We start from the raw sequence: 23,213 nt of genomic DNA on the forward strand, positions 1-23,213 counted from the left end.
GAAGGGGATATGGTTCAAATGCTAGCAGAAAAAAAAGAGATTGCAGCAAAAAAGGCTCCACTTCAAGCGGAACAGATTCTACAGGTGCAGGATTTAAGTATTTATTATGGTGAAAAAAGAGCAGTCAATCAAATTTCATTTGAAATTGAAAAAAATGCAATTACTGCATTAATCGGCCCATCAGGGTGCGGAAAATCGACTTTTTTACGCAGCATTAACCGCATGAACGACCTAATTCCAGGTGCACGAAGTGAAGGGGCGATCATGTACGAAGGGTTAAATATTTTGGATGACCGTATTAATGTGGTGAATTTAAGAAGAGAAATCGGAATGGTCTTCCAAAAGCCAAACCCATTTCCTAAATCCATCTACAACAACATTACGCATGCGCTAAAATATGCGGGTGAAAAAAGGAAATCAGTGCTTGATGATGCGGTAGAAGAAAGCTTAACAAAGGCAGCGCTATGGGATGAGGTCAAAGATCGTTTGCACCGATCTGCCTTATCATTATCAGGCGGCCAGCAGCAGCGCCTCTGTATTGCACGTACCCTTGCGATGAAACCTAGCGTGCTTTTATTAGATGAACCGGCTTCTGCCTTAGACCCGATCTCAAATGCAAAAATTGAAGAGCTATTATCGGAATTGAAACATGATTATTCGATTGTCATTGTCACACATAATATGCAGCAAGCGTTACGTGTATCTGATCATACAGCCTTTTTCCTGAACGGTGATCTAGTGGAATACGATGCGACTGAACGTATCTTTACACGTCCTGCGCAGCAAAAAACAGAAGACTATATTAATGGTCGATTCGGATAAGGCGGGTGGATTTTGATGAATGCAGTAGCAACTGAAACAGCCAAAAAAGAAGTGTTTCGTGTGAATGATATGAACCTTTGGTACGGACAACATCACGCACTGAAGCATATTGATTTAGACATTAAAGAGCATGAGGTCACAGCGATTATCGGTCCGTCCGGCTGCGGAAAGTCAACATTTATAAAGACCTTAAATCTCATGGTCAAAACAGTGCCAGGTGTGAAAATCACCGGGGATATGATGTATAACGGTGACAATATTTTAAAAGGCCGTGTCGATCTAGTGGAACTGCGTAAAAACGTCGGAATGGTCTTTCAAAAAGGAAACCCATTCCCTCAATCTATCTTTGATAATGTCGTCTACGGGCCAAGAATTCACGGGGTGAAGAGCAAGCAGCAATTGAAAGAAATCGCTGAAAAAGCGCTTCGTGATGTTGCCCTTTGGGATGAAGTGAAAGATCGATTAAGTGCGCCTGCATTAGGTCTTTCCGGCGGTCAGCAGCAGCGTCTTTGTATCGCAAGAGCCATTGCCACAAGCCCGGATATTCTATTAATGGATGAACCAACATCTGCGCTTGATCCTGTTTCAACATTAAAGATTGAAGAATTAATCATGAAATTGAAAGAGAAATATACGATTGCCATTGTGACGCATAATATGCAGCAAGCGGCAAGGGTATCAGACCGAACAGCGTTCTTCTTGATGGGCGAGCTTGTTGAGGTCAATGATACGAATGTGATGTTCTCAGAGCCAAATGATCAAAGAACAAATGATTATATATCAGGACGATTTGGATAATCAAAAACCCCCTGGAGGTCAATGCCGCCAGGGGGTTTTTTGATGTTATTTTGTTAAGGCTTTGACAATTTGTTTGAATGTCATACCTGTTTTTAAATTGAATTTGCCGGCACGAATTTCTTTATGGTAGCCTGCGTCTATCACGTAATCATTAAAATCTTTAGATGAGTTGATGATTCCGTCCTTTTCAAGCATGTCTGAAACATCACTTGTGCTCATACCGTTTTTAATCACGAATTTAACCGTTTTGCCTTTTGGCTTGTCCGTTGTTTGTTTATCGTTCTGAGAATCGCCGTCTTCATTTGCTTTCAGCGCTTTTTCTTTATAATCAAGAAGTTGTTGATATGTTTCACGGCTGACGGAGACTTCTTTTTTAGAGTCTAAGTAATTTTTCACGTCAGTGTCTGTCACTTTTGCTGCGAGGGTTTCTTTTGTTGTAGAATCAGCTGCCGCTTCATCTTTTCCAGTAAGGAAAAAGACGATCGCCAGAACACCAGTTGCAAGAATCATACCTGCTGCAAACGTTTGGATGCTTTTTTTCGTCATACAAGCACCCTCTCGTTGTCTTTAATGATCATGTTCACATCTTCTACAGATACATGCTCAGCGCGCGCAATCGCCTCAGGAGACATGCCATTTTGATGCTTTGAAATGATTTGTCTTGCAATAGATGGATCAATTTCTGAATGCTTGCGGACAACGATGTTTGTTTCAAGCAATTCTTCTTCAAGAACCTTCATTTTCTTTTTCAGTTTATAGATTTCTTGCATTGCAGATAGTTGAAGTGTTTCAAGTTCCTGTTCGACTTCTTTAATCGGCTCTCTTTGAAAATATGAGAATGCGATCAGTACAATACTGACAACAAGCAAACCGATAATTGCAATTTCCATGTTTCATCACCTTTTATTCATATTTTAATGCTGAAAGCCAAAAAAGGCTCTCATGATTGTTTCAGACAGTTTTCGACCCTTCTTTTTTATACCATAAAAAAGCTAGTTTCAAAAGGAATTGCTGAAAAAATCACCTTTTTTTCATCATTTTTCTTTTTATAGGGAAACCAAGTATGAAAACCTTGCCCGCTGTTAAAATAAAAGAAGACGGATCAGATGAAAAAAAGCTGTGGAACAAAGAGGGGTTCTCATGTATACAGTACGACAAAGAACGTGTTTTTATAGGGGAGAAGGCGATTTTTCATCACATGACCAGACAATATGGATCAGGATGCGGGTGGAATGCATTGAAAAATGAAATTGGTGAAAAAACATTCTAGCATTCCTTAGCTAGAAGTGGTATTATAGTTAGGTCTGAATGTGAATTGATTTTAGTTTGGAGGGAAAAACATGCGCGTAAATATTACTCTAGCTTGCACTGAATGCGGTGAGCGTAACTATATTACTAAAAAGAATAAGCGAAACAATCCAGATCGCGTTGAATTCAAAAAGTATTGCTCACGTGATAAAAAACAAACTTTACATCGTGAAACAAAGTAAGCAGCAGGGAATTTTCCTGCTGTTTTTTTATGATGGGAGATGATCTGTGTGAAAAAAGAGCTTCGTCTTCAAACATTAGCTAAGCTTGATCAGATGAGTGCTAAGGAATTCGAGCGAAGCACCGCTTTCCTTCATGAGCACTTGTTTCAGCTGCCAGCATGGAAACATGCAAATACGATTGCGCTCACTATGTCTAGAGGAAAAGAGATACCGACAATGCCTCTGATTGAAAAAGCATGGCAGGAGGGGAAAACAGTATGTGTACCGACCTGTTTCCCGGAAACAAAAGAGATGACGTTTTATGAATATACACCGGAAACGAAGATGATATCCCGCTACTTTGGGCTAACAGAGCCAGACCCTCAGGTGTCGGCTGCTGTACATAAAGAAGAAATCGATTTGATCATTGTTCCTGGGGTATGCTTCGATCAACAAGGCTACCGTATTGGATTTGGGGGCGGCTATTATGACCGCTACTTAGCGGACTATCACGGTGTAACCATTGCCCTTTGTCTGTCATTACAGCAAATCGAGTATGTGCCGGCTGAAGCGCATGACATATCGGTGTCTATGATTGTCAGTGAAAAAGGTCTGTTATATCAAAAGTAAAAGTCCGCTGCTTGCCCATTGAACGGGCTTTTTGGCGTTTCATTAGAGTCATGGCATTTTAGCTGATAGGAGGTTCGTTTTGAAAAAATTTCGTGGAAAGAAAAGATACTTCCGCAATGTGTGGGAGGAAGTGAATACTTGTGACCTAATACTCGATCATGATTCATGGTTTTATTTTTGGCATACGCACCTTGATTTTTCTGGAGTTGGGGAAAATAGCTTAAAAATAAGAAGAGAGCATATAAAAGCTCATATCGCTTTATACAATAGGCTGCTAAAGCAGCTTGAAGCATTTAAAAAGCCATACCAAACATGGATTTGTATTCACGAACATGACCCTGGTTTAGACGCCGTATATGTTCATACGCCAAATCCGAACGACAATTACTTCCCTCATAAGATGGAAAAGTTAGAGGCGAATTGTAAGCTACCTCATACGTTCAAGGATTTAGTGGATCTTCATCAATTTGATGTTTCCTGTTATCAATCAGAGGGTGAAGAGGTTTTTTATATTCAATCAAAAGAACAGGGGATTAGATTGTGAAGGCTGGCTAATGAAAGGAACCATTCAAAGTGATAAAAACGATGGTTCATGCATAAACAAATCCTATTTAAGCCACGATACGAACATAGGAGGGAATATGATGAATAAAATGATTTGGAGCGTTGTGTTCACACTGTTTGCATTCGTACTCGTGCAAAACCGTTATCGGCTGATGAATTTGATTTTAGGTCAAAATCAAGTGCGTCACCTTTTTATTAAATGGCTGATGAAAATCCCATATTTTCGGACGAAATTTATTCGCCAAGCATTCTAATCCCGCAAACGCCGGGATTTTTTTTGTTTAGAAATGCGGATAAGTACGATTCTTGCTATAATAATGTAAAAAATGGAGCGCGAATGAATGAATGTCATAGATAGTCTATTTTGGCGAGTTGTTGATGAACTAAGACAAAAAGGATACGAGATGATTCAAAGTCCGTATCCAGAAGATGAAATATTTTTTGAAGCACCACGAAACTCAGGGTACGATCTCATCCGTCTATATAGAAGAGATGTGAATTTTAGGCAGGAGATCGTTCGAGATATTGAGGAGCAAACGTATCGGATCAATCAGCTGAGAGAAGCTATGCGTAAACGATCTCTTCATCTCTTACAGCTGCAATTTACAGCTGATGTTCCAGTAGATGATTGGGAAGACCTAAGCGGCCAGCCGCAAAAAGAGAAAAAGGTGACAGTTACGCCTGTATTACTAAGCGCAGATGCTCTTCAAAACGATGTAAACGAACTGCAAAAATGGCTGAATACATCGCTTGCAGTTGATGTAGAAGAAGCGAAGAGAGATACATTTGAGGATGCAATGCAGCTTAAAATGAACGTGCTTCAGGCATTTGATGATCAGGAAAAGCAGCGTGAACGAGAACGGGCCGTTTTTCAAAATGGCAGACCGATTTTTACCTATATGTTAATCGCAGTTCAAGTGGTGATGTTTCTTTTACTTGAATTATCTGGTGGAAGTACCAATACAGCCACTTTAACAGCATTTGGTGCGAAAAATAATATGCTGATTTTAGAGGGTGAATGGTGGCGTTTTGTGACACCTATGTTTTTACACATTGGTTTGACGCATTTACTCTTTAATACATTTGCTCTTTGGTCCGTTGGAGCGGCTGTTGAGAGAATTTATGGTTCAGGGAGATTTTTGCTGATTTATTTAGTTTCCGGCATCTTTGGCTCCATAGCGAGCTTTGTGTTTAATACAGCCATCGCAGCAGGAGCATCAGGTGCGATCTTTGGCTGTTTAGGCGCATTGTTATATTTAGCGATTTCTAACCGGAAGCTCTTCTTTCGTACGATGGGGACAAATATTATCGTGATTATCCTCATCAACTTAGGGATAGGTTTCACTGTATCAGGGATTGATAATGCAGGGCATCTTGGGGGGCTCGCTGGGGGATTTTTAGCCGCTTTAGCGGTCCGTCTTCCTAAACAGTTTCAGCCTGTCAAAATGCTTCTTGCTAGTCTTCTTCTCCTCCTTATTGGCGGCTTTGGATTGTATACAGGGTTTCATTCAGACGATCAAAAAGAAGCGGCGGCAACTAGCGAGGCAGCGAGTTTATTTGATGAAAAGCACTATAGCGAAGCAAGTCAGCGTCTAGAGGAATATGTAAAGCAAAAGGATGCCTCAGCTGAAGCACTTCATATATATGCGCTTTCCGAAGCGCAGCTTGGACATCTTGACAAGGCCATTGAGTATTTGCAAAAGTCGCTTGAAAAAGATCCAAATGAGCCGAATAAATTGTATCACTTATCGTTGTTGTATGTAGAAAAAGGCGAGACAGCGGAAGCAGACGAATTCATCAAAAAAGCATTAAAACAAGATCCGCAAAATGACCAATTTTTAAAGTTGAAACAATATATTGAAAACACTCAAACACGTTGAATGACTTGACTGAAAGCGTATTTATGAATACGCTTATCCTATCTGTTGATTTAGAGAAATGGTGAAAATAATGAAAACGTTATATGATGTACAGCAGCTGCTCATGAGATTTGGAAATTACGTGTATTTCGGAGATCGTGAAGTGGAATTAGAATTTATGGCAGATGAATTGAAGGAAATGTACACATCGGGCATCATCGATCGAACTGAATGGTCAAACGCAATGACCATCCTTCAAATGGAACTAGCCAAATTAAATCGAAAAACAATGTGAAGGTGGAGGACATATGACAGGGGATTGGTTTGTAGGAGTTGATCTTGGCGGTACGACAATTAAGCTTGCGTTTATTAATCTTTATGGTGAAATTCAGCATAAGTGGGAGATTCCTACGGATAAATCTGGGCAGACAATTACAGTCGACATTGCCAAGTCAATTGACCATAAACTAGTTGAGATCAGCATGCCGAAATCAGCCCTAATTGGGATCGGTATGGGGGCACCTGGACCAGTGGATAAAGTATCCGGAATTGTCTATAAAACAACGAATCTGGGCTGGACAAACTATCCCTTGAAAGACCATTTAGAGGCAGAGACAGGACTTCCATCTGTCATTGAAAATGATGCAAACATTGCTGCACTCGGTGAAATGTGGAAGGGTGCAGGTGATGGCGCCAAAAACATCCTGATGGTTACACTGGGCACAGGGGTTGGCGGCGGTATTATTGTCAATGGAGAAGTGGTTCAAGGCGAAACAGGTGCTGGTGGAGAAATTGGTCATATTTGTGCCGTTCCATTTCAAGGAGCACCATGTAACTGCGGGAGAACAGGCTGTATTGAAACCATTGCGTCTGCTACAGGTATCGTCCGAATCGCAAAGGATACATTACAAACAAAGAGCCATACATCATCACTTGGCTCACTTACTTCGCTGTCTGCAAAGGATGTATTTGAGGCAGCAGAAAACGGAGACGAACTTGGGATGCGTGTCGTAGATGAAGTAACAACCCATCTTGGTCTGGTCCTTGCGAATCTAGCCAGTGCCTTAAACCCAACAAAAATCGTCATTGGCGGCGGTGTATCTAAAGCGGGCGAGCTTCTTCGCAGTAAAGTAGAGCGTGTCGTCAAACATCATGCCTTCCCGCCATGTGCTGAGGATGTTGAAGTGGTGATTGCCTCACTAGGAAACGATGCAGGCGTGATCGGCGGTGCATGGATGGCAAAAAACAAGTGGCTGTCTTGAACAAAAATGTCATAATGATGTCATTTTTATTAAAATCAGCGATAGATAGGCATGAAATTGAATGTTTAGCATATTCATAAGTTTGTCATGGGGAAAAAGACATTGATTTTCCAGCATAGACAGGATAAGATATACTTTAGTTATTTTTGAAGAAGCACCAATAATTGGGGATGTCCCTAACCTGAGTGCGTTTTTAGCATAAGGAGGTTACAATGCGAAAGAAAAGATTAAAGGCGATTTCATTTTTACTGATTGCGACTTTGTTAATGTGGGTGAAAACCTATGTTATCTATAAATCTAGCTTTAATATCAAAATTGAAAATTTCATGCAGGAATTTATCCTGTTTATTAATCCGCTTAGCTTTCTCTTGTTTATCTTCGGTATCGGTTTATTCTTTAAAGAAAAAAATCGCAATCGATATATCATCGTGACGAGTTTTGTTCTGACATTTATTTTGTTAGCTAACATTGTATTTTATCGATTCTACAGTGATTTTCTAACCATCCCCGTCCTATTTCAAACAAACAATATGGGTGACCTCGGGTCAAGTATTACCTCTTTAATTGAACCAGTTGATTTTCTGATGTTTGTTGATATCATCATTTTAATTTGGCTCTATAAAAAACAGCCTTCCTTTAGAACAGATGTAACGATTTCACGTAAGGGACGTGCAGCTTATTATTTATTTGTGGCAGCCACTTTCTTTTTTAACCTTGGTTTGGCTGAAACAGAAAGACCAGAGCTGTTAACTCGTTCATTTGACCGTGAGATGCTAGTGAAAAACATCAGCTTATATAACTTCCATATTTATGATGGGGTTCTGCAATCGAAGCAATCCGCTCAGCGAGCACTTGCCGACAGCAATAGCTTAACGGAAATTGAAAACTATGTAAGCGCAAATCAAACAGACCGTAATGAAAAGACGTTTGGTCAAGCAAAAGGACGAAATGTCATTTTAGTATCGCTTGAGTCTACCCAGAGCTTTGTGATCAATGAAAAATTAAATGGGAAAGAGATCACGCCGTTCTTAAACAAATTGATCAAGAAAAGCTACAATTTCAGTAATTTCTATCATCAAACGGGTCAAGGAAAAACATCCGACTCCGAGTTTATTGTTGATAATTCACTCTATCCGCTTGGAAGAGGAGCTGTATTTTTCACAAATCCAAGCAACGAGTTCAAAGCCGCACCTGAGTTGTTAAAAGAGGAAGGCTATCATTCTTCTGTTATTCATGCAAATAACAAAAGTTTCTGGAACCGTGACCTGATCTATGACAGCTTTGGCTACGACAAATTTTTTGATATTAAATCATTCGATGTAAATGAAGAAAATTCAGTTGGCTGGGGACTAAAAGATGGTCCGTTTTTTGAGCAGTCAGTGGATTTAATGAAAACGATCCCGCAACCGTTTTATACGAGATTGATTACATTAACGAACCATTTTCCATTTGACTTAGATGAAGAAGATAAGCTCATTGATGAATATGACTCAAAGAGCAAAACGTTGAACAAATACTTCCCTACAGTGCGTTATCAAGATGAGGCACTAAAGCTTTTCTTTAAAAAAATGAAGGAAGCAGGGTTATACGATAACTCCATTTTTGTGTTATATGGTGATCACTACGGAATTTCTGAAAACCATAACGAAGCAATGGGACAATTCTTAAACAAAGACATTACACCTTTTGAAGAAGTTCAGCTTCAAAAAGTACCATTTGTTGTACACATTCCTGGTATCACGGATAAACATCCAAAAGAGATTGATACAGTTGGCGGCCAAGTGGATATCCGTCCAACAGTCATGAACCTTCTAGGAATCGATACAAGCAAGCAAATTCAATTTGGTCATGACCTATTATCAAAAGATACAAATGACTTCACAGTGCTTCGAGATGGAAGTTTTATTACGAAGGACAGTGTTTTCACAGCTGGTGTGTGCTACAACAAAGAAACGGGTGAGCCGAGAGAAGATGAGTCTGGTTGTCAGTCTTATGAAGAAAAGGCAAAACAAGAGCTTCAATTCTCTGATCAAATTATCTATGGAGATCTCCTTAGATTTTATGACCGAAACAACTCGGACCATTCACCATCTAAAAAAGAAGATGACACTGAGCTAAAAAAGGCGTCTTAATTTAAAAGAAAACCTCTGCTATTTACATGCAGAGGTTTTCTTTTTTTACTTACTGGTTCATATAGTGTGAGAGGGGAGGGATGTAAATGAAAAAGTCGTTTGGCACAATTGAATGGCATCTGGATGAGGCAAGGAAGGAGGATGTGGCAAAGCAGCTTGGTATAGGGAAAGAAGCTTTCCGTTTATCCAATCAGTCAAATACGGATCACCTCCTTTTACCGGGGTATAGACTTCCAGAAGGGACCCATTCATTTCAATCGGTAGGTGATGTGCAAAGCTTCATTGCGCCTTACCGGCTCCAGCAATCAGATGAATGGATCAGCGGAACATTTGAATATGATAGCGCTCACTTAGAAGGAGAGCTTCAATATTTGAAAGCTGTTTTTCCTTTTCTTCAGATGAGTGTGATTGGTCAATCAGTGCTTGATACGCCCATTTATGAAATCCGTACGGAGCCTGTACAACATTTACATTCCATACATGTTAATGCCTCTTTTCATGCAAATGAATGGATCACGACCTCTGTTTTATTAAAATGGCTTAAATCACTTTGTTTAGCGGCCTCGGACCCAGTGCAAGCAAGACATCATGAAGCGGTTCGTATATTGCAGACCACTGCTTTGTCTATTGTACCGATGGTAAATCCAGACGGTGTTGATTTGGTTCGCAACGGCCCAGAATCTTTAGGTCTGTGCCGTGAGGAGTTCGCGCCGCTAAATGGTGGATTTTCCAATTATCGAGAATGGAAGGCGAATATTCGAGGAATTGATTTAAACAATCAATTTCCTGCCTATTGGGAAATCGAATATTATCGTAATAAGCCGAAGGCACCGTCTTATAGGGATTTCCCAGGGCATCAGCCGTTAACAGAACCAGAAGCGAAAGCAATGGCACATCTCGCCTTACGAAAACGCTTTGACCGGCTAATTGCCCTTCATACACAAGGAGAAGAGATATACTGGGGGTTTCTTGGCCACGAACCGGCCATTTCAAAAGAGACGGTCGAACGGTTAGAACGGGTGAGCGGTTACAAAGCGATTCAATATCTTGATAGCTATGCAGGTTATCGAGATTGGTTTATTTATCAATGTAAAAGTGAGGGCTATACGGTGGAACTTGGGCGAGGAAAGAACCCGCTTTCTATGAGTCAATTTGATTCGATCTATGAAAAAACAAAGCGGTTATTGTGGGAAGCATGTAAGTATTAAAAGCACCTAATTGGTGCTTTCAGCGTGTAGACAAACCCTCGCATTCTTTGTCAGTCCTGCGTGCCGGTGCTCACGAAGGTAAAAGTCTCTCCGCACCAGTACTCGTCCTTCCTAGGGCTGCAAAGGTTTTCTATCACGCTGAAAAGAAGACAAAGGGCTAAAATTAAGTTCATTTTCGCCCTTTGTCAACAATCTTTTAATACGTTCAAACCAATCAATTTCTTATGGTCAATAAAAACCGTGCTGATGTGATTGACGAGAGCATCCCTGTAAGCTATTGTGAAAGAGTGGTTGTAAAAAAAAGGATATGAATTAGGGAGATGTCGATGATTGAATGCTCAAAGCCTGTGGAAACGGAATTTTACTTATCTATTTGTTTCTAAAATGTGTAAAATTACTGCTGATAGTTTATCTTTTAACACCATTTTGTGGCTTTTAGTGCTAGGGGGAAAAGGAGCAATTGGAACAGCATTTTTTATTGCCGTTAGTTTTGTCCCTCAAGCCATTATTGGGCCGTTTATTACCCCAATGATGAAGCCGCATCAATTGAAATTTTGGATGTGCTTTGCTGATTTAACTCGGGCGGCGATTATACTTGTGATTGTGGTGAGTTACTTTTATGATTTTTCTCCTTTGGCACTCATCATTGGCGGTATGTTGCTGCATTCAGCGACTGGTGGTTCCTATGAACCAGCTTCGGTGTCCATTATTCCAAAGCTTGTGCATGAAGATGTGATACAAAAGGCGAATGCAACCATTCAATCAGCCAGTCATGTGGTCAGGCTTGTGACTGTGACGATTTGTGGTGTCATGATTGCATTTGTAGGGGTAGGATATACAATGCTTGTCATTATTCCTCTTTACCTCATGTCTGCTTTGCTGGTTTTGCTGATTACATATAAAACGGAAGCGATCATGGATAAAGGAAAAAAAGGATTATCATACGGAAAACGATTAATAAGAGGATTTTCACTTGTGAAAAGTCATCATATTTTGTTTCCATTAGCCATTTTTTGTGTCTGCTCCAATTTTGCTGCGGCACCGTGGGAGGCATTGTCGGTTATTTATTTAACAGAAGATTTACATAGTGGACCAGTAGTATATTCATTCATCAAAGTGACCACGGCATTAGGTGCATTTTTGATGGGATTCGTTTTAACAAAGGTGAAAGTGAATCGATACGGTCTGTTGTTTATCGGGGCAGGGATCGTTGATGGAATTGCATTTTTCATTACAGGGATGAATGCTTTATTACCACTTGTGTTTATATCTGCATTTGCCTTAGGTGCAGCCATCAGTGCAGTCAATGTACCTGAACATACGATGATTCAATTGTCGGTAAAAGCGGAGGATCAGCCGCAAGTGTATGCGATTATTAACATGATCTCGTATTTAATGATACCGTTAGGCGCTCTCATTGGTGGTTATATGGCGACGTTATTCGGTTCAGGTTATGTCATTGCAGCAGGAGGACTGATCGAAGCTATTTCAGGTATATGCTTGCTCCTTTTCACAAATATTGGGAAGGTAGAGAGAGCAGATTTGACGATAGAACGGGACAAACCAAGCTTAAACGCCACATGATCATGGCATTTTTGAATCACGATGGGTTACAATGAGAACGAGAAAGAAATAGGATGTCATTGAAAGGAGCAAGAACCATGGCAATAGCAGATGTCACCATCATTCCAATAGGCACTGAGACACCAAGCGTGAGTGCATATGTAGCAGACGTACAAAGATTGTTAGAAGGCTTTCAACAAGAAGGGAAAATCAAATATCAGCTCACACCAATGAATACATTAATTGAAGGGGAGCTATCCGTTTTATTTGAGGTCATTCAGCGTATTCATGAAGCTCCATTTGAAAAGGGTTTACACCGAGTAGCAACCAATATCCGCATAGATGACAGAAGAGATCAAACGACCACCCTTTCAAGCAAATTAGAAAGCGTGAATAAACATTTGAATCAATAGAAAAAGCCTGCTGATTGCAGGCTTTTAGCGTGTAGACAAACCCTCGCATTCTTTGTCAGTCCTGCGTGCTGGTGCTCACGAATATCAAATTCGCTCCGCGCCAGTACTCGTCCTTCCTAGACTGCAAAGGTTTTCTATCACGCTAAAAAGAAGACAAAGGGCTAAAATCAAGTTCATTTTAGCCCTTTGTCAACAATCTGAAAGCCTGCTTATTGCAGGCTCTTAATGTGCAGTTGGATAACCGCTATAGATGATGGTCATGACGGTAAACCATCCAAAAACCAAAAATGTGGCGCCAGCGAAAGCAATGGCCAGTACGTTCACTTTTTTGAGTGAGCGATAGATGCCGAGAGCGGCTAAAATCGTGACTAGACCAAAAATAATGACGAGCATCATATGAAAGTCCCCCTTTGTCATCAATCCCCTTGATTTCCTTTCTTTTCATTTTAACCGTTTTCATAAAGCTTGTCGAGTACATTCAAGTTGACGATTGTTTGAATTTTTATTGAATAGCCTTCATAATAAAAAAGAATGAAAAAAGTAGTAGGTGATGAAAATGAATTGGAGAAGAATGCCGCTAGGCTATGTGCAAGCGAACGCATATATTTGGAAAAATGAACAGGGAGAATGTTTAATTTTTGATCCAGGCGGCGAAGCGCAAAAGCTAATTTCTTATGTGAAAGAAAAACAGCTGCAACCACTTGCTGTCTTATTGACACATGCCCATTTTGATCATATTGGTGCAGCAGATGAGGTGCGTCAAGAATGGGGAATTCCGCTTTATGTCCATGAAAAGGAAAAAGAATGGCTGACAAATGCTCAGCTAAACGGTTCAGCTCGACTAATTGGTAACGGAATTACGGTCAAAGAAGCGGAACAATTGATTACGTCAGAAGGACCTCTTCAAATTGGATCGTTTACATTAGAAATGTTCCACACACCAGGTCATTCACCTGGCAGTGTGTCTTACTATTCAGCGGAAGAGGGATTTGTGATTTCTGGTGATACTTTATTCCAAGGCGGTATCGGGAGAACTGATTTAACGGGTGGTAATCAAGACGTGCTACTTCAATCGATACATGACAAATTGTTGGCATTGCCAGAATCAACTCTTGTGTTAAGTGGACATGGCGAGGAAACAACTGTGCTTACAGAACAGGAGCAAAATCCGTTTATCAATGGGTTTTCTTTATAATAGCACGCACGAAAAAAGCATCTCTTTCAAAAGAGATGCTTTTTTCTATTAATGTCCGGTACCGGGAACCATGATGAAAATCGAATAATATGTAAATCCGGCAAAGAAAATCGTCAAGTACGCTCCGAAAATGTAAATATACATTCTTTCGGATAAATTCAAGTAGGATAAAAATACAAAAAGAACGGTTTGACCGAAGAACAGCAAGGATGCATCTTTCATATGTCCTAAATAGAACATGACAGCAAAAATACCCGTCCAAAACCCAAGAACGCGGAACATGCGATTCATTTCTTTCCCTCCCCTTAAAAAACCCCTTTGATTCATATTATAGCTGATGATCACTTGTTATGTAAACATTTACATTTTTGACAACGTGTGAACATTCATTCTTTCGCTAGAAAAAATTTTTTTGAAAAAGTGATGAAAAAGTGTTTATGCCTAAATGCATGAGGGTACTTAGTCCATAAGAGAAAAGGTTAACGACCTAAGGAGGAAGACTAATGAGTGACATTACTTTTTATTCATACCCAAGCTGCACGTCTTGCCGCAAAACAAAACATTGGTTAAAGGCGAATCAAATTGATTTTAAAGAGCGTCACCTTTTTAGAGAAACGCCAACACTAGACGAATTAAAAAAAATCCTATCCTTAACAACAGAAGGAATGGATGAAATTTTAGCTACTCGAAGCCAAGCTTTTAAAAGCTTAAATTTAAATATTAATGATCTAAAAGTAAATGAGGTACTTCAACTTCTCATTGAAAAGCCAAAGCTGCTTCGGAGACCTATTATCATTGATGGAAATAAATTAGTGGTCGGCTATAATCCAGGAGAACTCATGAAAATTTCAAAAAAGAAAGCGATTCATCAATCGGTTTCCTAATCAAAAACGAAGATCAGCTGAATGATGTTTCAGCCGTCTTCGTTTTTGTGCTGAACTGGGCTAGCTGGGTTCGAACCAACGATCACGGAGTCAAAGTCCATTGCCTTACCACTTGGCTATAGCCCAATATGAAACGTGTAATGCTATTGTTCACCATCTGCGGTCATTTATACATAAAAAGTTGGTTGTCACTAGTTGTAAGTGAAAAAGGAGCGAACGACAGAAATGAAAAATGAAAAATCTGAGCAATTATATGAATTTATTCTTAAAGAAGCCCCTGTCATGACCGAAGAATGGCTGAAAACAAGAACAGAAGAAGGCTCATTATATTCCAAACATGCTTCAGAGGAGACAGAAAAGAAGCTGAAAGAACAAAACACAGCATTTATTCAAACGATTGCAGCAACGTTAGTCACGCTATCAGATAAAGTAGAAGACCATCTAAAAAAGTGGTCAGTTGATATTGCCCGTGATCGAGCTGTTCATGAAGTACCTTTATATGAAATCATCGGACAATTTAAGGTGTTCCGCCACATTTTTTGTTCCAGAATTGAGACCTTTACACAACAAACAGAGCTTGAAGTGACACTAAAAGATGTGTGCGATTGGAATCAGCATTTTCACGCCACATTTGATGACATGATTGCGCGTTTATCAGAAGAGTATGACCGCGTGACAATCAATCAGCTTAATGCACAAAGAGAAATGATTCAAGAGCTTAGTGCGCCTGTTATTCCAGTTTCAAAAGAGATCGGTATTTTGCCGCTAATTGGCGAAATTGATACGTACCGGGCAAAAATCATTTTGGAATCAGTACTAGAACAGGCATCTAGACTGCGTCTAACGCATTTATTTATTGATATATCTGGCGTTCCCGTTGTTGATACGATGGTTGCTTATCAGTTGTTTAAAGTGGTCGATAGTGCGAAGCTGCTTGGAATTGAGACGATTATATCAGGCATTCGCCCAGAGATCGCTCAAACTGTAGTGAAACTCGGCATTGATTTCTCAAAAGTAAATACTGAACACAGCCTTGCAAAAGCTTTAGAAAAAAGAGGCTTTCGTATCTTTGAAGAGCAGCAAGAAGCAACGTGAACCAAAAAATGTTACTAGTAAAAGTAACGGGTACGTTGACAAGGAGAAACAATATAATGAGCATATGAATGAGATGACCAATTCGCATACAGATTTGGTCTCTTTTTTTATCCATAAATCAGACACGAAAGGATATTCTTTATCTTCAAATCAGTAACCTATTAAGGAGGATTAAATTTGGAGACACCTCCTTGTAACAGATCATCCATAATGAAAGAACAAAATGAAATAATGATGATCATCAAAAAAGAGGTGCCAGTAGCACTTCTTTTTTATTTTCTCCTCTGAACGGAACCCGTTGTTGTAAAAGTCAAATTTTTTGATATGTCTTTCTGTTATTTATAGATGAAATACACCTCAAATTGAACATTTTTAACCCTCTTCAGTCATGAAAATCATGAAATACGTTTTTGTCAGGCACGTTCCACCATCATACAATATGGTCACTGAAAGGAGTGAACACACTTGTATGGTATTGAATATTTGGGGCAAGAGCTGCTAGAAGAGGCGTGCCGCATGAGAGCATCTGATGTGCATATTGTTCCGAGAGAAAAGGAAGCTTCAGTCTCTTTTCGTGTAGACGCTGACCTCATTCAGCAGCGGATCATTGACAAAAAGAGCGGAGAGCGGCTCATTGCTCATTTCAAATTTTTATCTTCTATGGATATTGGTGAAAGAAGGAGACCACAAAATGGATCATTGGCTGTGATGTTAAGACGCGGTCAAGTGTTTGTTCGGCTTTCTACATTACCGACTGTAAATGATGAAAGTTTAGTGATTCGGATTTTACCGCAGGATCATGTGCCGAAAACAAAGTATTTGTCACTGTTCCCGAAGGCTTCAGCGAGATTATTATCGTTTCTGAATCATTCGCATGGGCTCATTTTATTTACTGGACCAACAAATTCAGGGAAAACGACAACACTTTATTCATTGATCCAGTTTGCCAAAAAACATTTTAATCGAAATATTATTACCCTTGAAGATCCTGTGGAAACAAGAAATGAAGAAGTGCTGCAGGTTCAAGTAAATGAAAAAGCTGGTATCACGTATGCGGCAGGTTTACGCGCTATTTTAAGACATGATCCAGATATGATTGTGCTTGGAGAAATAAGAGATGCGGAAACAGCGAGAACAGCTATTAGAGCAGCTTTGACAGGTCATTTAGTCATGAGCACACTGCACGCAAAGAATGCAAAAGGAGCTCTTTATCGAATGCTCGAATTTGGTGTGACGATGAATGAACTCGAACAAACAATGGTTGCCATTGCTGCTCAGCGGTTAATCGAACTCGCATGTCCATTTTGCGGCGAAACGTGTGAGCTTTATTGCAAACTAAATCGGCCAGTCAGACGAACAAATGTATTTGAATTGCTTTACGGAAAGGAGCTTGGTGAGTGTATCAAAGAGGCAAAAGGTGAATACGCTCATTCGTCATACGAAACACTGCAAAGATTAATTCGGAAAGGAGTGGCACTCGGCTATTTATCAAAAAGCACATATCATCGATGGGTTTATGAAGAAGCGAGCCTCTAAAGCCTGGTCTAAAAAAGAACAAGCTGAATTCTTATCGAAACTGGCTCAATTGATTCAAGCCGGATATACATTGGTTGATGCACTAACGATGGTGAATATTCAATTATCAAAAAAACAGCAACAGCGTTTAACGCCAGGCATTCAGTGGCTGCTTGAAGGGGAGCCTTTTTACGTTGTGCTTGAGCGACTTCATTTTCAGCGGGAAGCCGTCGCTATTCTTTGTTTTTCAGAGAAACATGGCAGCCTAGCGCGAGCTCTTGAACAAAGCGCCCGTTTTTTAGAGAGAAAAATTATGCAGATAGACACATTCAAGCGCATGTTACGATATCCAATTTTTCTTATGTTTACGGTTTTTGTTGTGCTCATCATTGTTCAGCAAATGATCGTCCCTCAATTTTCTTTATTATATTCATCTATGAATACAAGCATGTCATGGCTGATTCAAGGAATGTTTGGCCTCTTTCAATTCCTACACGCTTTGCTGCTCATGATCGGTTGTATATGTATCTGTCTTTTTGGATATTATGAGCTTTTTTTTAAGAAAAAATCGACCCTTGAGAAACTGAAAGTCATCAGCAGGCTGCCGGTGGTATTTAAAGGGGTGCAGCTGATGCATACGTATCTTTTTTCCCTTCAGCTAAGCGGACTTCTTCAAGCTGGGTTATCGATTTACGAAAGTTTGCAAGCTTTTAAACAGCAGACCTATTTACCCTTCCTTCAAGAAATGTCTGAACAAATGATAGGAGAGTTAAGAAAAGGTGAGAGTATGGAACATCAAATAAGCCGGTCTCCTTTTTTCGAAAGGCATTTTGCGGCTGTCATTAAGCATGGGGAAGCAAGTGGGATGCTAGCAAGAGAAATGTACACATATAGTCAATTTCTTTTAGAGAATGCAGAATTGAAAATTGAAAAATGGGTTTCATGGCTGCAGCCTGTCATCTATGGCTTAACAGCATTTCTTATACTCATTGTGTATTTATCTATTCTTTTACCAATGTATCAACTAATGGAACAAGTGTGAAAAGGAGGACTAAAGCATGAATGATAAAGGATTTACACTGTTAGAAATGTTAATTGTTATGCTTGTGATCTCCATTCTTTTATTGATCACCATTCCAAATATCACTCGGCATCATCAAAGCATTCAAGCAAAGGGCTGTGAAGGGCTGAAATCAATGGTGAGTACACAGGTAATGGCATATGAATTAGAGCATGACGGCAAGACGCCATCTTTAGCTGAATTAGAAAAAGAAGGCTATGTCAAAAAAGGATTAACTTGTCCAAATGGAAAAGCAATTTTCATTCAAAACGGCGATGTGAAAAATGAATAAATCGCTTTTCCAGGAGAAAGGATTTACACTCATTGAGCAGCTCTTGATCGTCATGATTTTCTCTATCTTATTATCGATAATAGGTGGAAAAGTGCCCAATGTATTAGAAAGTGCTGAAGCAAAAAAGCAAGTGAACTTGCTAAAACAAGATCTTCAATTGGCATCTTATACTGCATTTATTAAAAAAACACGAGTAACTGTTGAGTTTCACCCGCCCAATGTATCTTATCAAGTCATCGAGCAGAATAGTGAGCAGATCATTGCTTCTAATCCACATAAAAAAGGCACCATCAAGCAATCCACATTTCAAAAAGGCCTTCACTTTAATAAAAACGGACATCCAAATAGCGGCGGTTCTCTCATTGTTCAATTTGGCAGTCAAATATATAAACTCACGATTTACTTAGGGAGCGGGCGGATTCATGTTCAGCAACAATAAAGGATTTAGTACGTTTGAGATGCTCTTTTCTTGCCACCTCTTTCTATTTGCTGCTCTTGTGCTCGTGCCATCCTTTGAAAAACTGACAATAGGGAAAGAAGAATTAAGAGCCAAACTGGAAGCTTATCAAATTTTACATGAGTATATGAATAAAGCTTTTATAGAAGGTCAAAAGAAAACAAGTACAAAGAAACGAGGCGAGATCACATATGAATTTATTTGGGGTCAGGAGAAGGGATGTGTTTCATACAAAGTACAAAAAAAGAAGACGATTTGCTTTCGACATTTGGAGCGATGAACAAGGCTTTACACTCGCTCAAGCAATATGGCAATTGCAGCTATTTTTGCTGCTTTCTGTTGGCTGCATGCTGCTTTTATCAATTGTTGAAAAAACTCATCCGTTTGCAGAAATCAACAAATTTTCGCAAATGGAGTGGAAACAAACGGTCCTGCAATTAGAGGAGGATCTAAATTGTGCTGTCGCTGTAAGAGCGGTGAAAAATGGAACAGCTCTGGAGTATATTTCAAGTCAAGGGCGAGTGGTGACGATTGAGCCGTATCAAGAGATGCTTCGTAAACGAACGGATCAGGCAGGCCATCTCCCTTTATTACAAAAGGTGAAACAATTCCATGTAAGAACAAAAGAGCAAACCACCACTCTCCAAGTCACAGATGTATTTGGTCAAGTACATGAAGCTGTTTTTTTCACTTACAAAGGAGTGATTCCTAAAACGTGAAAAGAGAAGACGGGTTTATTTATCCTCACGTATTTGCTGTCATTCTTTTATTTTTATTGATTCTAGGCTCGATGACCATTGGGTTTCAAAAAGAGTTGAAAAGTGCAGAGCTCACGATTTCTTTTTATCAAAAACAGCAGTTATTTCGTTTAGGTCTAAGTGAAGCTGCAAACAAATTAAATCGGATTTGTAATCAGCCATTGAGCCCAATTGTCACAGAAGAAGGCCGAGTGACGTTGAAGCGAATTGGGTGCGATGACAGAAAAAAGCTAGTCCGCCTCTTGGTTAACATCGAGACAAAGGGTGGTGTAACTGACGAGCGGGAACTAGAGATGAATAAGGAGACAGGAGAAATCAATCAATGGATCAGCACTCATTAGCGAGTGTATAAAACGATACTCTTCTTGGTAACACTTTAAGGAAGAAGAGGTGAGTGTTCGATGAAGACAAATGATTATGTAAAATATATGACGCAGGAAATTATTAAATATATGAATACACCACGTGACGAGCGGAAAGAACATAAACAGGAAAAAATGGAGACGAAACCACCATTTTCTCAGCGTTTATTCGGTGTTCTGCCTTTTGGCTTCTCAATGATGCTAAAAAAACGTCAACGTCATCGACAAAAGTAAAAAGCCGCCAGCAGGCGGTTTTTTTAATGCCATTTTAGCTGTATTCTTCCACAACAATGACTTTATTGACCTTGTTCGAGTAAGGGTTATAGGAAATGGTGACATATACCCCAAATTCTTTGGCCTGATCTTTCAACGTAATATGATATTGCTTCACGGATTCTTTCTCCCGGTGCCGATCCCACACTTTTTGTTTGAATAAAACATGTGCTAACGGATACCGTTTTTTTGCTTCTTTGACTGCCCTTGTTTCCCATTGATCTGCGGCAGCAGTGATTCCTTTTGCATCAGCTAGATGGGCGCTTTGTATCAAGGGGCTTAACAGTAAACTGAGCATGATCATGATTCTTCCATATTTCAACTAACATCACCTCACCAATTATTATCCTGACCAAATCCTGCACTTTTATGTAAATTTTTAAGAAGTACAAATGTCACAGAAAAAAATATTGAATATGGCGAAAGAATGAGAAAATGGAAGAATTTTCTCGGTAATGTTCTTGTTTAAGAACAAAATGGACTAATTTGACGTTTTGGATTTTATAGGTAATTCCTTATACTGAGTGTAATCGTTCTTTTTAAAGAACAATTGTTCAAGGAGTTGAAAGATTCAATGAAACAGCTGCTCTTTGTACTATTTTGTGCTATTTGTTTGATTTTCACTTCTTTTTTTATTACGTCTACTAATGCTTCTTTTAACGATGTCGAGCATTCGAACTTTGTCATGAAAACATGTGAAAATTTCGAAGAGACAGATCAGCATTGCCAGCCGAAGAAATGGGATAGAAGCCATTTGAAACTGATCGATCAAACGATCATTGAGGGGACAGTCTGTGCGCCTCAAAAGCTGAGCATGTCACTAAAAAATATTGGACAACCCATCGCGCACTCTGAATGGAAGTGGGAACTACATAAAGTAGAGAGTGTTCAGATGCCATTACAAGATGGCCATGTTATTGAAAAAGGTGCTATACAGTCCCTCTCATCAGAAGAAACGACGACTGTCACGGCAGTTAAAGCAAAAACAAATGGAATTTATGTGTTTAAAATCTATTATCCTAAAGGGTTTGGTGGTTCTGAAAAGCCATTCTTTACGTCTCAACATATGCAGCTTTCGAATTGTCAAGAAAAGGCGTCCTAAATAGGGTTTGCCTGCTGAATGAAACATGATATGTAAAGGGGAGAAAGGTATGAAAAAGTGGATGAAAATGTCTGGGAGTATTCTTTACGCGCTGGTCTTCACGATGATGATTGTGTGTATTATTGTCGTGTTGTCATCAAGGACAACAGGCGGAGATCCTCAGATTTTTGGTTATGAGTTCAAGCAAGTATTATCTGGATCAATGGAACCGGAATTTTCGACTGGTTCATTGATTGTTGTGAAACATGTCACCTCACCTGAAACACTCAAAAAAGGGGATATTATTACGTTTCAAACGAAGCAAGACCAATCCTTTGTGACTCACCGCATTGTTGGGGTAAAAGGAAAAGGAGTAAATAAAGCCTTTGAGACAAAAGGAGACCACAATATGTATCAAGACGGCACGCTCGTCAAAGCGAATCAAGTGACTGCGCAGTATACGGGCGTGAACATTCCTTATGCAGGAAAGCTTCTTTCGTATGCAGGAACTTCTGCTGGGACCGCTCTTTTGCTCATTATTCCAGGGGTGATGCTGCTTGTTTATTCAACCATTCATTTTGTTGGTGCTGCCAAACATCGAAGACATACGGCTGAGTTACATATGTCAGAGGAACAAGCATAAATTTTCGTTTGTAACCTAAATCAGGTTTCAATAAAACAATTTATTAGGGGGTTCAATCATGGCAATGAAAAAATCAATTCGTTTAGGTGTTTTATCGGGAGCGTTAGGTCTTGCTTTAATTGGCGGGGGAACGTGGGCTGCATTTAATGATGTTGAGACGGCAAACGCGGTCTACTCTACAGGAGAGCTGAATCTATCTGCAAAAGAGAATTCCGGCGCCATCAACCTTGCGAACATAAAACCCGGTGACCGTATAAAGAAGGAATTTAATTTTGAAAATAAAGGGTCTCTTGCAATTAATCAAGTGCTGATGAGTCTTGATTATAGCCAGTTTCAAGATGGAACATCAGCGAAAAATGGCGGGAAGAATACAGCTGAAGAATTCCTCAGCCAATTTCAGGTGAGTGTTCTAACGGTTGGAGCCGAAGGTGGGAATGGATACCCGAAAAATATTATTTTAGACCATGCAAACCTGCTTGACCTGCATCTATTAACGTCAAAGCAGGATCAGACCGCATTTGAAAAGCTTCGTCATGCCGTCGATGAGAAGTTTTTACATGAAAGTGGTAAAATTAATGTTGCCACCGTTGATGGATCAACAGCTCCAGAGTATGACGGCATTCCAAAGAATCCGTTTGATTACGATAAAATGGAAATGATCATTGAATTTGTCAATGACCAGACGAAGGATAAAGCGGGTAACTATATCCAAAATAAATACCAAGGCGATGCGATTCAAGTTGATCTTTCCTTCGAAGCAACTCAGTGGAATGGTTTAACGATCAATCCAAAAAAGCATACGGATGAAAAAGGCTACGTGAAAGAAAACGAAAAAGCACACAGCGAAGATAAAAAATAAAGTCAGTCTTTAGTCTGAT

Annotated in this window: 32 protein-coding genes and 1 tRNA gene; 27 read left to right on the top strand and 6 right to left on the bottom strand. The window is 39.7% G+C overall.

All coding sequences use genetic code 11. The features are described from left to right. Window positions 1–9: 9 nt before the first annotated feature. A complete protein-coding gene (pstB, locus tag ACTJKA_RS04165) occupies window positions 10–822 on the top strand; it encodes a phosphate ABC transporter ATP-binding protein PstB (RefSeq protein ID WP_007501258.1) in 813 nt (270 codons plus the stop codon). A gap of 15 nt (window positions 823–837) precedes the next feature. Then, entirely contained in the window at window positions 838–1,620 is a 783-nt protein-coding gene (pstB, locus tag ACTJKA_RS04170; protein WP_017367606.1) for a phosphate ABC transporter ATP-binding protein PstB, read from the top strand. Window positions 1,621–1,665: 45 nt separating this feature from the next. Here the strand turns inward: pstB (ACTJKA_RS04170) and ACTJKA_RS04175 are convergent, their stop codons facing one another. Next, window positions 1,666–2,166, bottom strand: a complete 501-nt coding sequence (locus ACTJKA_RS04175) for an endolytic transglycosylase MltG (RefSeq protein WP_008342335.1) — start codon at window positions 2,164–2,166, stop codon at window positions 1,666–1,668. Next, complete coding sequence (locus ACTJKA_RS04180; protein WP_003217285.1) at window positions 2,163–2,510, bottom strand: hypothetical protein; 348 nt, start codon at window positions 2,508–2,510, stop codon at window positions 2,163–2,165. Before ACTJKA_RS04180 ends, ACTJKA_RS04175 begins: the two co-directional genes overlap by 4 nt. Window positions 2,511–2,960: 450 nt before the next feature. Here ACTJKA_RS04180 and rpmG point away from each other — a divergent pair, with 450 nt between their 5' ends. The 11 genes from rpmG (at window position 2,961) to ACTJKA_RS04235 (ending at window position 12,720) form a co-directional block, all read left to right on the top strand. Beyond that, window positions 2,961–3,110, top strand: a complete 150-nt coding sequence (rpmG, locus tag ACTJKA_RS04185) for a 50S ribosomal protein L33 (protein ID WP_008360061.1) — start codon at window positions 2,961–2,963, stop codon at window positions 3,108–3,110. A gap of 48 nt (window positions 3,111–3,158) precedes the next feature. Beyond that, window positions 3,159–3,719 (top strand): 5-formyltetrahydrofolate cyclo-ligase, encoded by a 561-nt coding sequence (locus ACTJKA_RS04190; protein ID WP_035702759.1) that lies wholly within the window; start codon window positions 3,159–3,161, stop codon window positions 3,717–3,719. 79 nt (window positions 3,720–3,798) lie between these two features. Continuing rightward, window positions 3,799–4,263: a hypothetical protein gene (locus tag ACTJKA_RS04195; protein ID WP_007501250.1), complete on the top strand. Its 465-nt coding sequence runs from the start codon at window positions 3,799–3,801 to the stop codon at window positions 4,261–4,263. Window positions 4,264–4,363: 100 nt separating this feature from the next. Further along, window positions 4,364–4,537, top strand: a complete 174-nt coding sequence (locus tag ACTJKA_RS04200) for a hypothetical protein (RefSeq protein ID WP_181362754.1) — start codon at window positions 4,364–4,366, stop codon at window positions 4,535–4,537. A gap of 87 nt (window positions 4,538–4,624) precedes the next feature. Then, window positions 4,625–6,163 (top strand): rhomboid family protein, encoded by a 1,539-nt coding sequence (locus tag ACTJKA_RS04205; protein WP_108611169.1) that lies wholly within the window; start codon window positions 4,625–4,627, stop codon window positions 6,161–6,163. 70 nt (window positions 6,164–6,233) lie between these two features. Next, window positions 6,234–6,437 carry a YqgQ family protein gene (locus ACTJKA_RS04210; protein ID WP_008342322.1) on the top strand — a complete coding sequence of 68 codons (204 nt, stop codon included), beginning with the start codon at window positions 6,234–6,236 and terminating at the stop codon, window positions 6,435–6,437. 13 nt (window positions 6,438–6,450) lie between these two features. Continuing rightward, the gene (locus ACTJKA_RS04215; RefSeq protein WP_007501244.1) at window positions 6,451–7,404 is read left to right on the top strand and encodes an ROK family glucokinase; all 954 of its coding nucleotides are present in this window, start codon (window positions 6,451–6,453) and stop codon (window positions 7,402–7,404) included. 212 nt (window positions 7,405–7,616) lie between these two features. Next, a complete protein-coding gene (locus ACTJKA_RS04220) occupies window positions 7,617–9,536 on the top strand; it encodes an LTA synthase family protein (RefSeq protein ID WP_025207626.1) in 1,920 nt (639 codons plus the stop codon). Between the two features lie 86 nt (window positions 9,537–9,622). After that, window positions 9,623–10,744, top strand: a complete 1,122-nt coding sequence (locus ACTJKA_RS04225; protein WP_268359755.1) for a M14 family metallopeptidase — start codon at window positions 9,623–9,625, stop codon at window positions 10,742–10,744. Window positions 10,745–11,074: 330 nt separating this feature from the next. After that, window positions 11,075–12,328, top strand: coding sequence for an MFS transporter (locus ACTJKA_RS04230; RefSeq protein ID WP_039170371.1), 1,254 nt, complete (start codon window positions 11,075–11,077; stop codon window positions 12,326–12,328). A gap of 77 nt (window positions 12,329–12,405) precedes the next feature. Beyond that, entirely contained in the window at window positions 12,406–12,720 is a 315-nt protein-coding gene (locus ACTJKA_RS04235; protein WP_017367597.1) for an MTH1187 family thiamine-binding protein, read from the top strand. Between the two features lie 222 nt (window positions 12,721–12,942). Here the strand turns inward: ACTJKA_RS04235 and ACTJKA_RS04240 are convergent, their stop codons facing one another. Beyond that, window positions 12,943–13,116 (bottom strand): DUF2759 domain-containing protein, encoded by a 174-nt coding sequence (locus ACTJKA_RS04240; protein ID WP_003217333.1) that lies wholly within the window; start codon window positions 13,114–13,116, stop codon window positions 12,943–12,945. A 160-nt stretch (window positions 13,117–13,276) separates the two neighbouring features. Here ACTJKA_RS04240 and ACTJKA_RS04245 point away from each other — a divergent pair, with 160 nt between their 5' ends. After that, window positions 13,277–13,915 carry an MBL fold metallo-hydrolase gene (locus ACTJKA_RS04245; protein ID WP_138826073.1) on the top strand — a complete coding sequence of 213 codons (639 nt, stop codon included), beginning with the start codon at window positions 13,277–13,279 and terminating at the stop codon, window positions 13,913–13,915. 48 nt (window positions 13,916–13,963) lie between these two features. Here the strand turns inward: ACTJKA_RS04245 and ACTJKA_RS04250 are convergent, their stop codons facing one another. Next, window positions 13,964–14,206, bottom strand: coding sequence for a DUF2626 domain-containing protein (locus ACTJKA_RS04250; protein WP_003217440.1), 243 nt, complete (start codon window positions 14,204–14,206; stop codon window positions 13,964–13,966). Window positions 14,207–14,418: 212 nt separating this feature from the next. Here ACTJKA_RS04250 and ACTJKA_RS04255 point away from each other — a divergent pair, with 212 nt between their 5' ends. Beyond that, the gene (locus tag ACTJKA_RS04255; RefSeq protein ID WP_007501232.1) at window positions 14,419–14,799 is read left to right on the top strand and encodes a Spx/MgsR family RNA polymerase-binding regulatory protein; all 381 of its coding nucleotides are present in this window, start codon (window positions 14,419–14,421) and stop codon (window positions 14,797–14,799) included. A gap of 55 nt (window positions 14,800–14,854) precedes the next feature. Here the strand turns inward: ACTJKA_RS04255 and ACTJKA_RS04260 are convergent. Beyond that, a tRNA-Gln gene (locus ACTJKA_RS04260) sits at window positions 14,855–14,925 on the bottom strand. A gap of 99 nt (window positions 14,926–15,024) precedes the next feature. On the opposite strand from ACTJKA_RS04260, the gene ACTJKA_RS04265 reads away from it, so the two are divergent. The 9 genes from ACTJKA_RS04265 (at window position 15,025) to ACTJKA_RS04305 (ending at window position 20,572) form a co-directional block, all read left to right on the top strand. After that, a complete protein-coding gene (locus tag ACTJKA_RS04265) occupies window positions 15,025–15,894 on the top strand; it encodes an STAS domain-containing protein (protein WP_007501231.1) in 870 nt (289 codons plus the stop codon). A gap of 465 nt (window positions 15,895–16,359) precedes the next feature. Beyond that, window positions 16,360–17,430: a competence type IV pilus ATPase ComGA gene (gene comGA, locus ACTJKA_RS04270; RefSeq protein ID WP_017357987.1), complete on the top strand. Its 1,071-nt coding sequence runs from the start codon at window positions 16,360–16,362 to the stop codon at window positions 17,428–17,430. Continuing rightward, window positions 17,411–18,451 carry a competence type IV pilus assembly protein ComGB gene (comGB, locus tag ACTJKA_RS04275; RefSeq protein WP_017357986.1) on the top strand — a complete coding sequence of 347 codons (1,041 nt, stop codon included), beginning with the start codon at window positions 17,411–17,413 and terminating at the stop codon, window positions 18,449–18,451. The genes comGA and comGB overlap by 20 nt, the downstream gene beginning before the upstream one ends. 16 nt (window positions 18,452–18,467) lie before the next feature. Then, window positions 18,468–18,761, top strand: coding sequence for a competence type IV pilus major pilin ComGC (gene comGC / locus ACTJKA_RS04280; protein WP_008342186.1), 294 nt, complete (start codon window positions 18,468–18,470; stop codon window positions 18,759–18,761). Then, a complete protein-coding gene (gene comGD / locus ACTJKA_RS04285; protein ID WP_017357985.1) occupies window positions 18,754–19,200 on the top strand; it encodes a competence type IV pilus minor pilin ComGD in 447 nt (148 codons plus the stop codon). The genes comGC and comGD overlap by 8 nt, the downstream gene beginning before the upstream one ends. Continuing rightward, on the top strand, window positions 19,184–19,498 hold the full coding sequence (gene comGE / locus ACTJKA_RS04290) for a competence type IV pilus minor pilin ComGE (protein ID WP_017357984.1): 315 nt from the start codon (window positions 19,184–19,186) through the stop codon (window positions 19,496–19,498). Before comGD ends, comGE begins: the two co-directional genes overlap by 17 nt. After that, window positions 19,440–19,937, top strand: coding sequence for a competence type IV pilus minor pilin ComGF (gene comGF, locus ACTJKA_RS04295; RefSeq protein WP_041091745.1), 498 nt, complete (start codon window positions 19,440–19,442; stop codon window positions 19,935–19,937). The genes comGE and comGF overlap by 59 nt, the downstream gene beginning before the upstream one ends. Continuing rightward, window positions 19,934–20,317, top strand: a complete 384-nt coding sequence (locus ACTJKA_RS04300) for a competence type IV pilus minor pilin ComGG (RefSeq protein WP_035702776.1) — start codon at window positions 19,934–19,936, stop codon at window positions 20,315–20,317. The genes comGF and ACTJKA_RS04300 overlap by 4 nt, the downstream gene beginning before the upstream one ends. Window positions 20,318–20,377: 60 nt before the next feature. Further along, window positions 20,378–20,572, top strand: coding sequence for a YqzE family protein (locus ACTJKA_RS04305; RefSeq protein ID WP_008342191.1), 195 nt, complete (start codon window positions 20,378–20,380; stop codon window positions 20,570–20,572). A gap of 34 nt (window positions 20,573–20,606) precedes the next feature. On the opposite strand, the gene ACTJKA_RS04310 is transcribed toward ACTJKA_RS04305, so the two are convergent. Further along, window positions 20,607–20,933 carry a DUF3889 domain-containing protein gene (locus ACTJKA_RS04310; protein WP_056705243.1) on the bottom strand — a complete coding sequence of 109 codons (327 nt, stop codon included), beginning with the start codon at window positions 20,931–20,933 and terminating at the stop codon, window positions 20,607–20,609. Window positions 20,934–21,185: 252 nt separating this feature from the next. Between ACTJKA_RS04310 and tapA the strand changes: the two genes are divergently transcribed. The 3 genes from tapA to tasA are packed head-to-tail and all read left to right on the top strand — an operon-like array spanning window position 21,186 to window position 23,194. Beyond that, window positions 21,186–21,713 carry an amyloid fiber anchoring/assembly protein TapA gene (gene tapA, locus ACTJKA_RS04315; protein ID WP_073413951.1) on the top strand — a complete coding sequence of 176 codons (528 nt, stop codon included), beginning with the start codon at window positions 21,186–21,188 and terminating at the stop codon, window positions 21,711–21,713. A 49-nt stretch (window positions 21,714–21,762) separates the two neighbouring features. Continuing rightward, the gene (gene sipW / locus ACTJKA_RS04320; protein WP_017357979.1) at window positions 21,763–22,335 is read left to right on the top strand and encodes a signal peptidase I SipW; all 573 of its coding nucleotides are present in this window, start codon (window positions 21,763–21,765) and stop codon (window positions 22,333–22,335) included. 58 nt (window positions 22,336–22,393) lie between these two features. Next, window positions 22,394–23,194 carry a biofilm matrix protein TasA gene (gene tasA, locus ACTJKA_RS04325; protein WP_008342195.1) on the top strand — a complete coding sequence of 267 codons (801 nt, stop codon included), beginning with the start codon at window positions 22,394–22,396 and terminating at the stop codon, window positions 23,192–23,194. Window positions 23,195–23,213: the final 19 nt, after the last annotated feature.

The sequence above is a fragment of the Bacillus sp. 22190 genome, assembly GCF_052045575.1.
In the GTDB taxonomy this organism is placed as follows: domain Bacteria; phylum Bacillota; class Bacilli; order Bacillales; family Bacillaceae; genus Bacillus; species Bacillus altitudinis.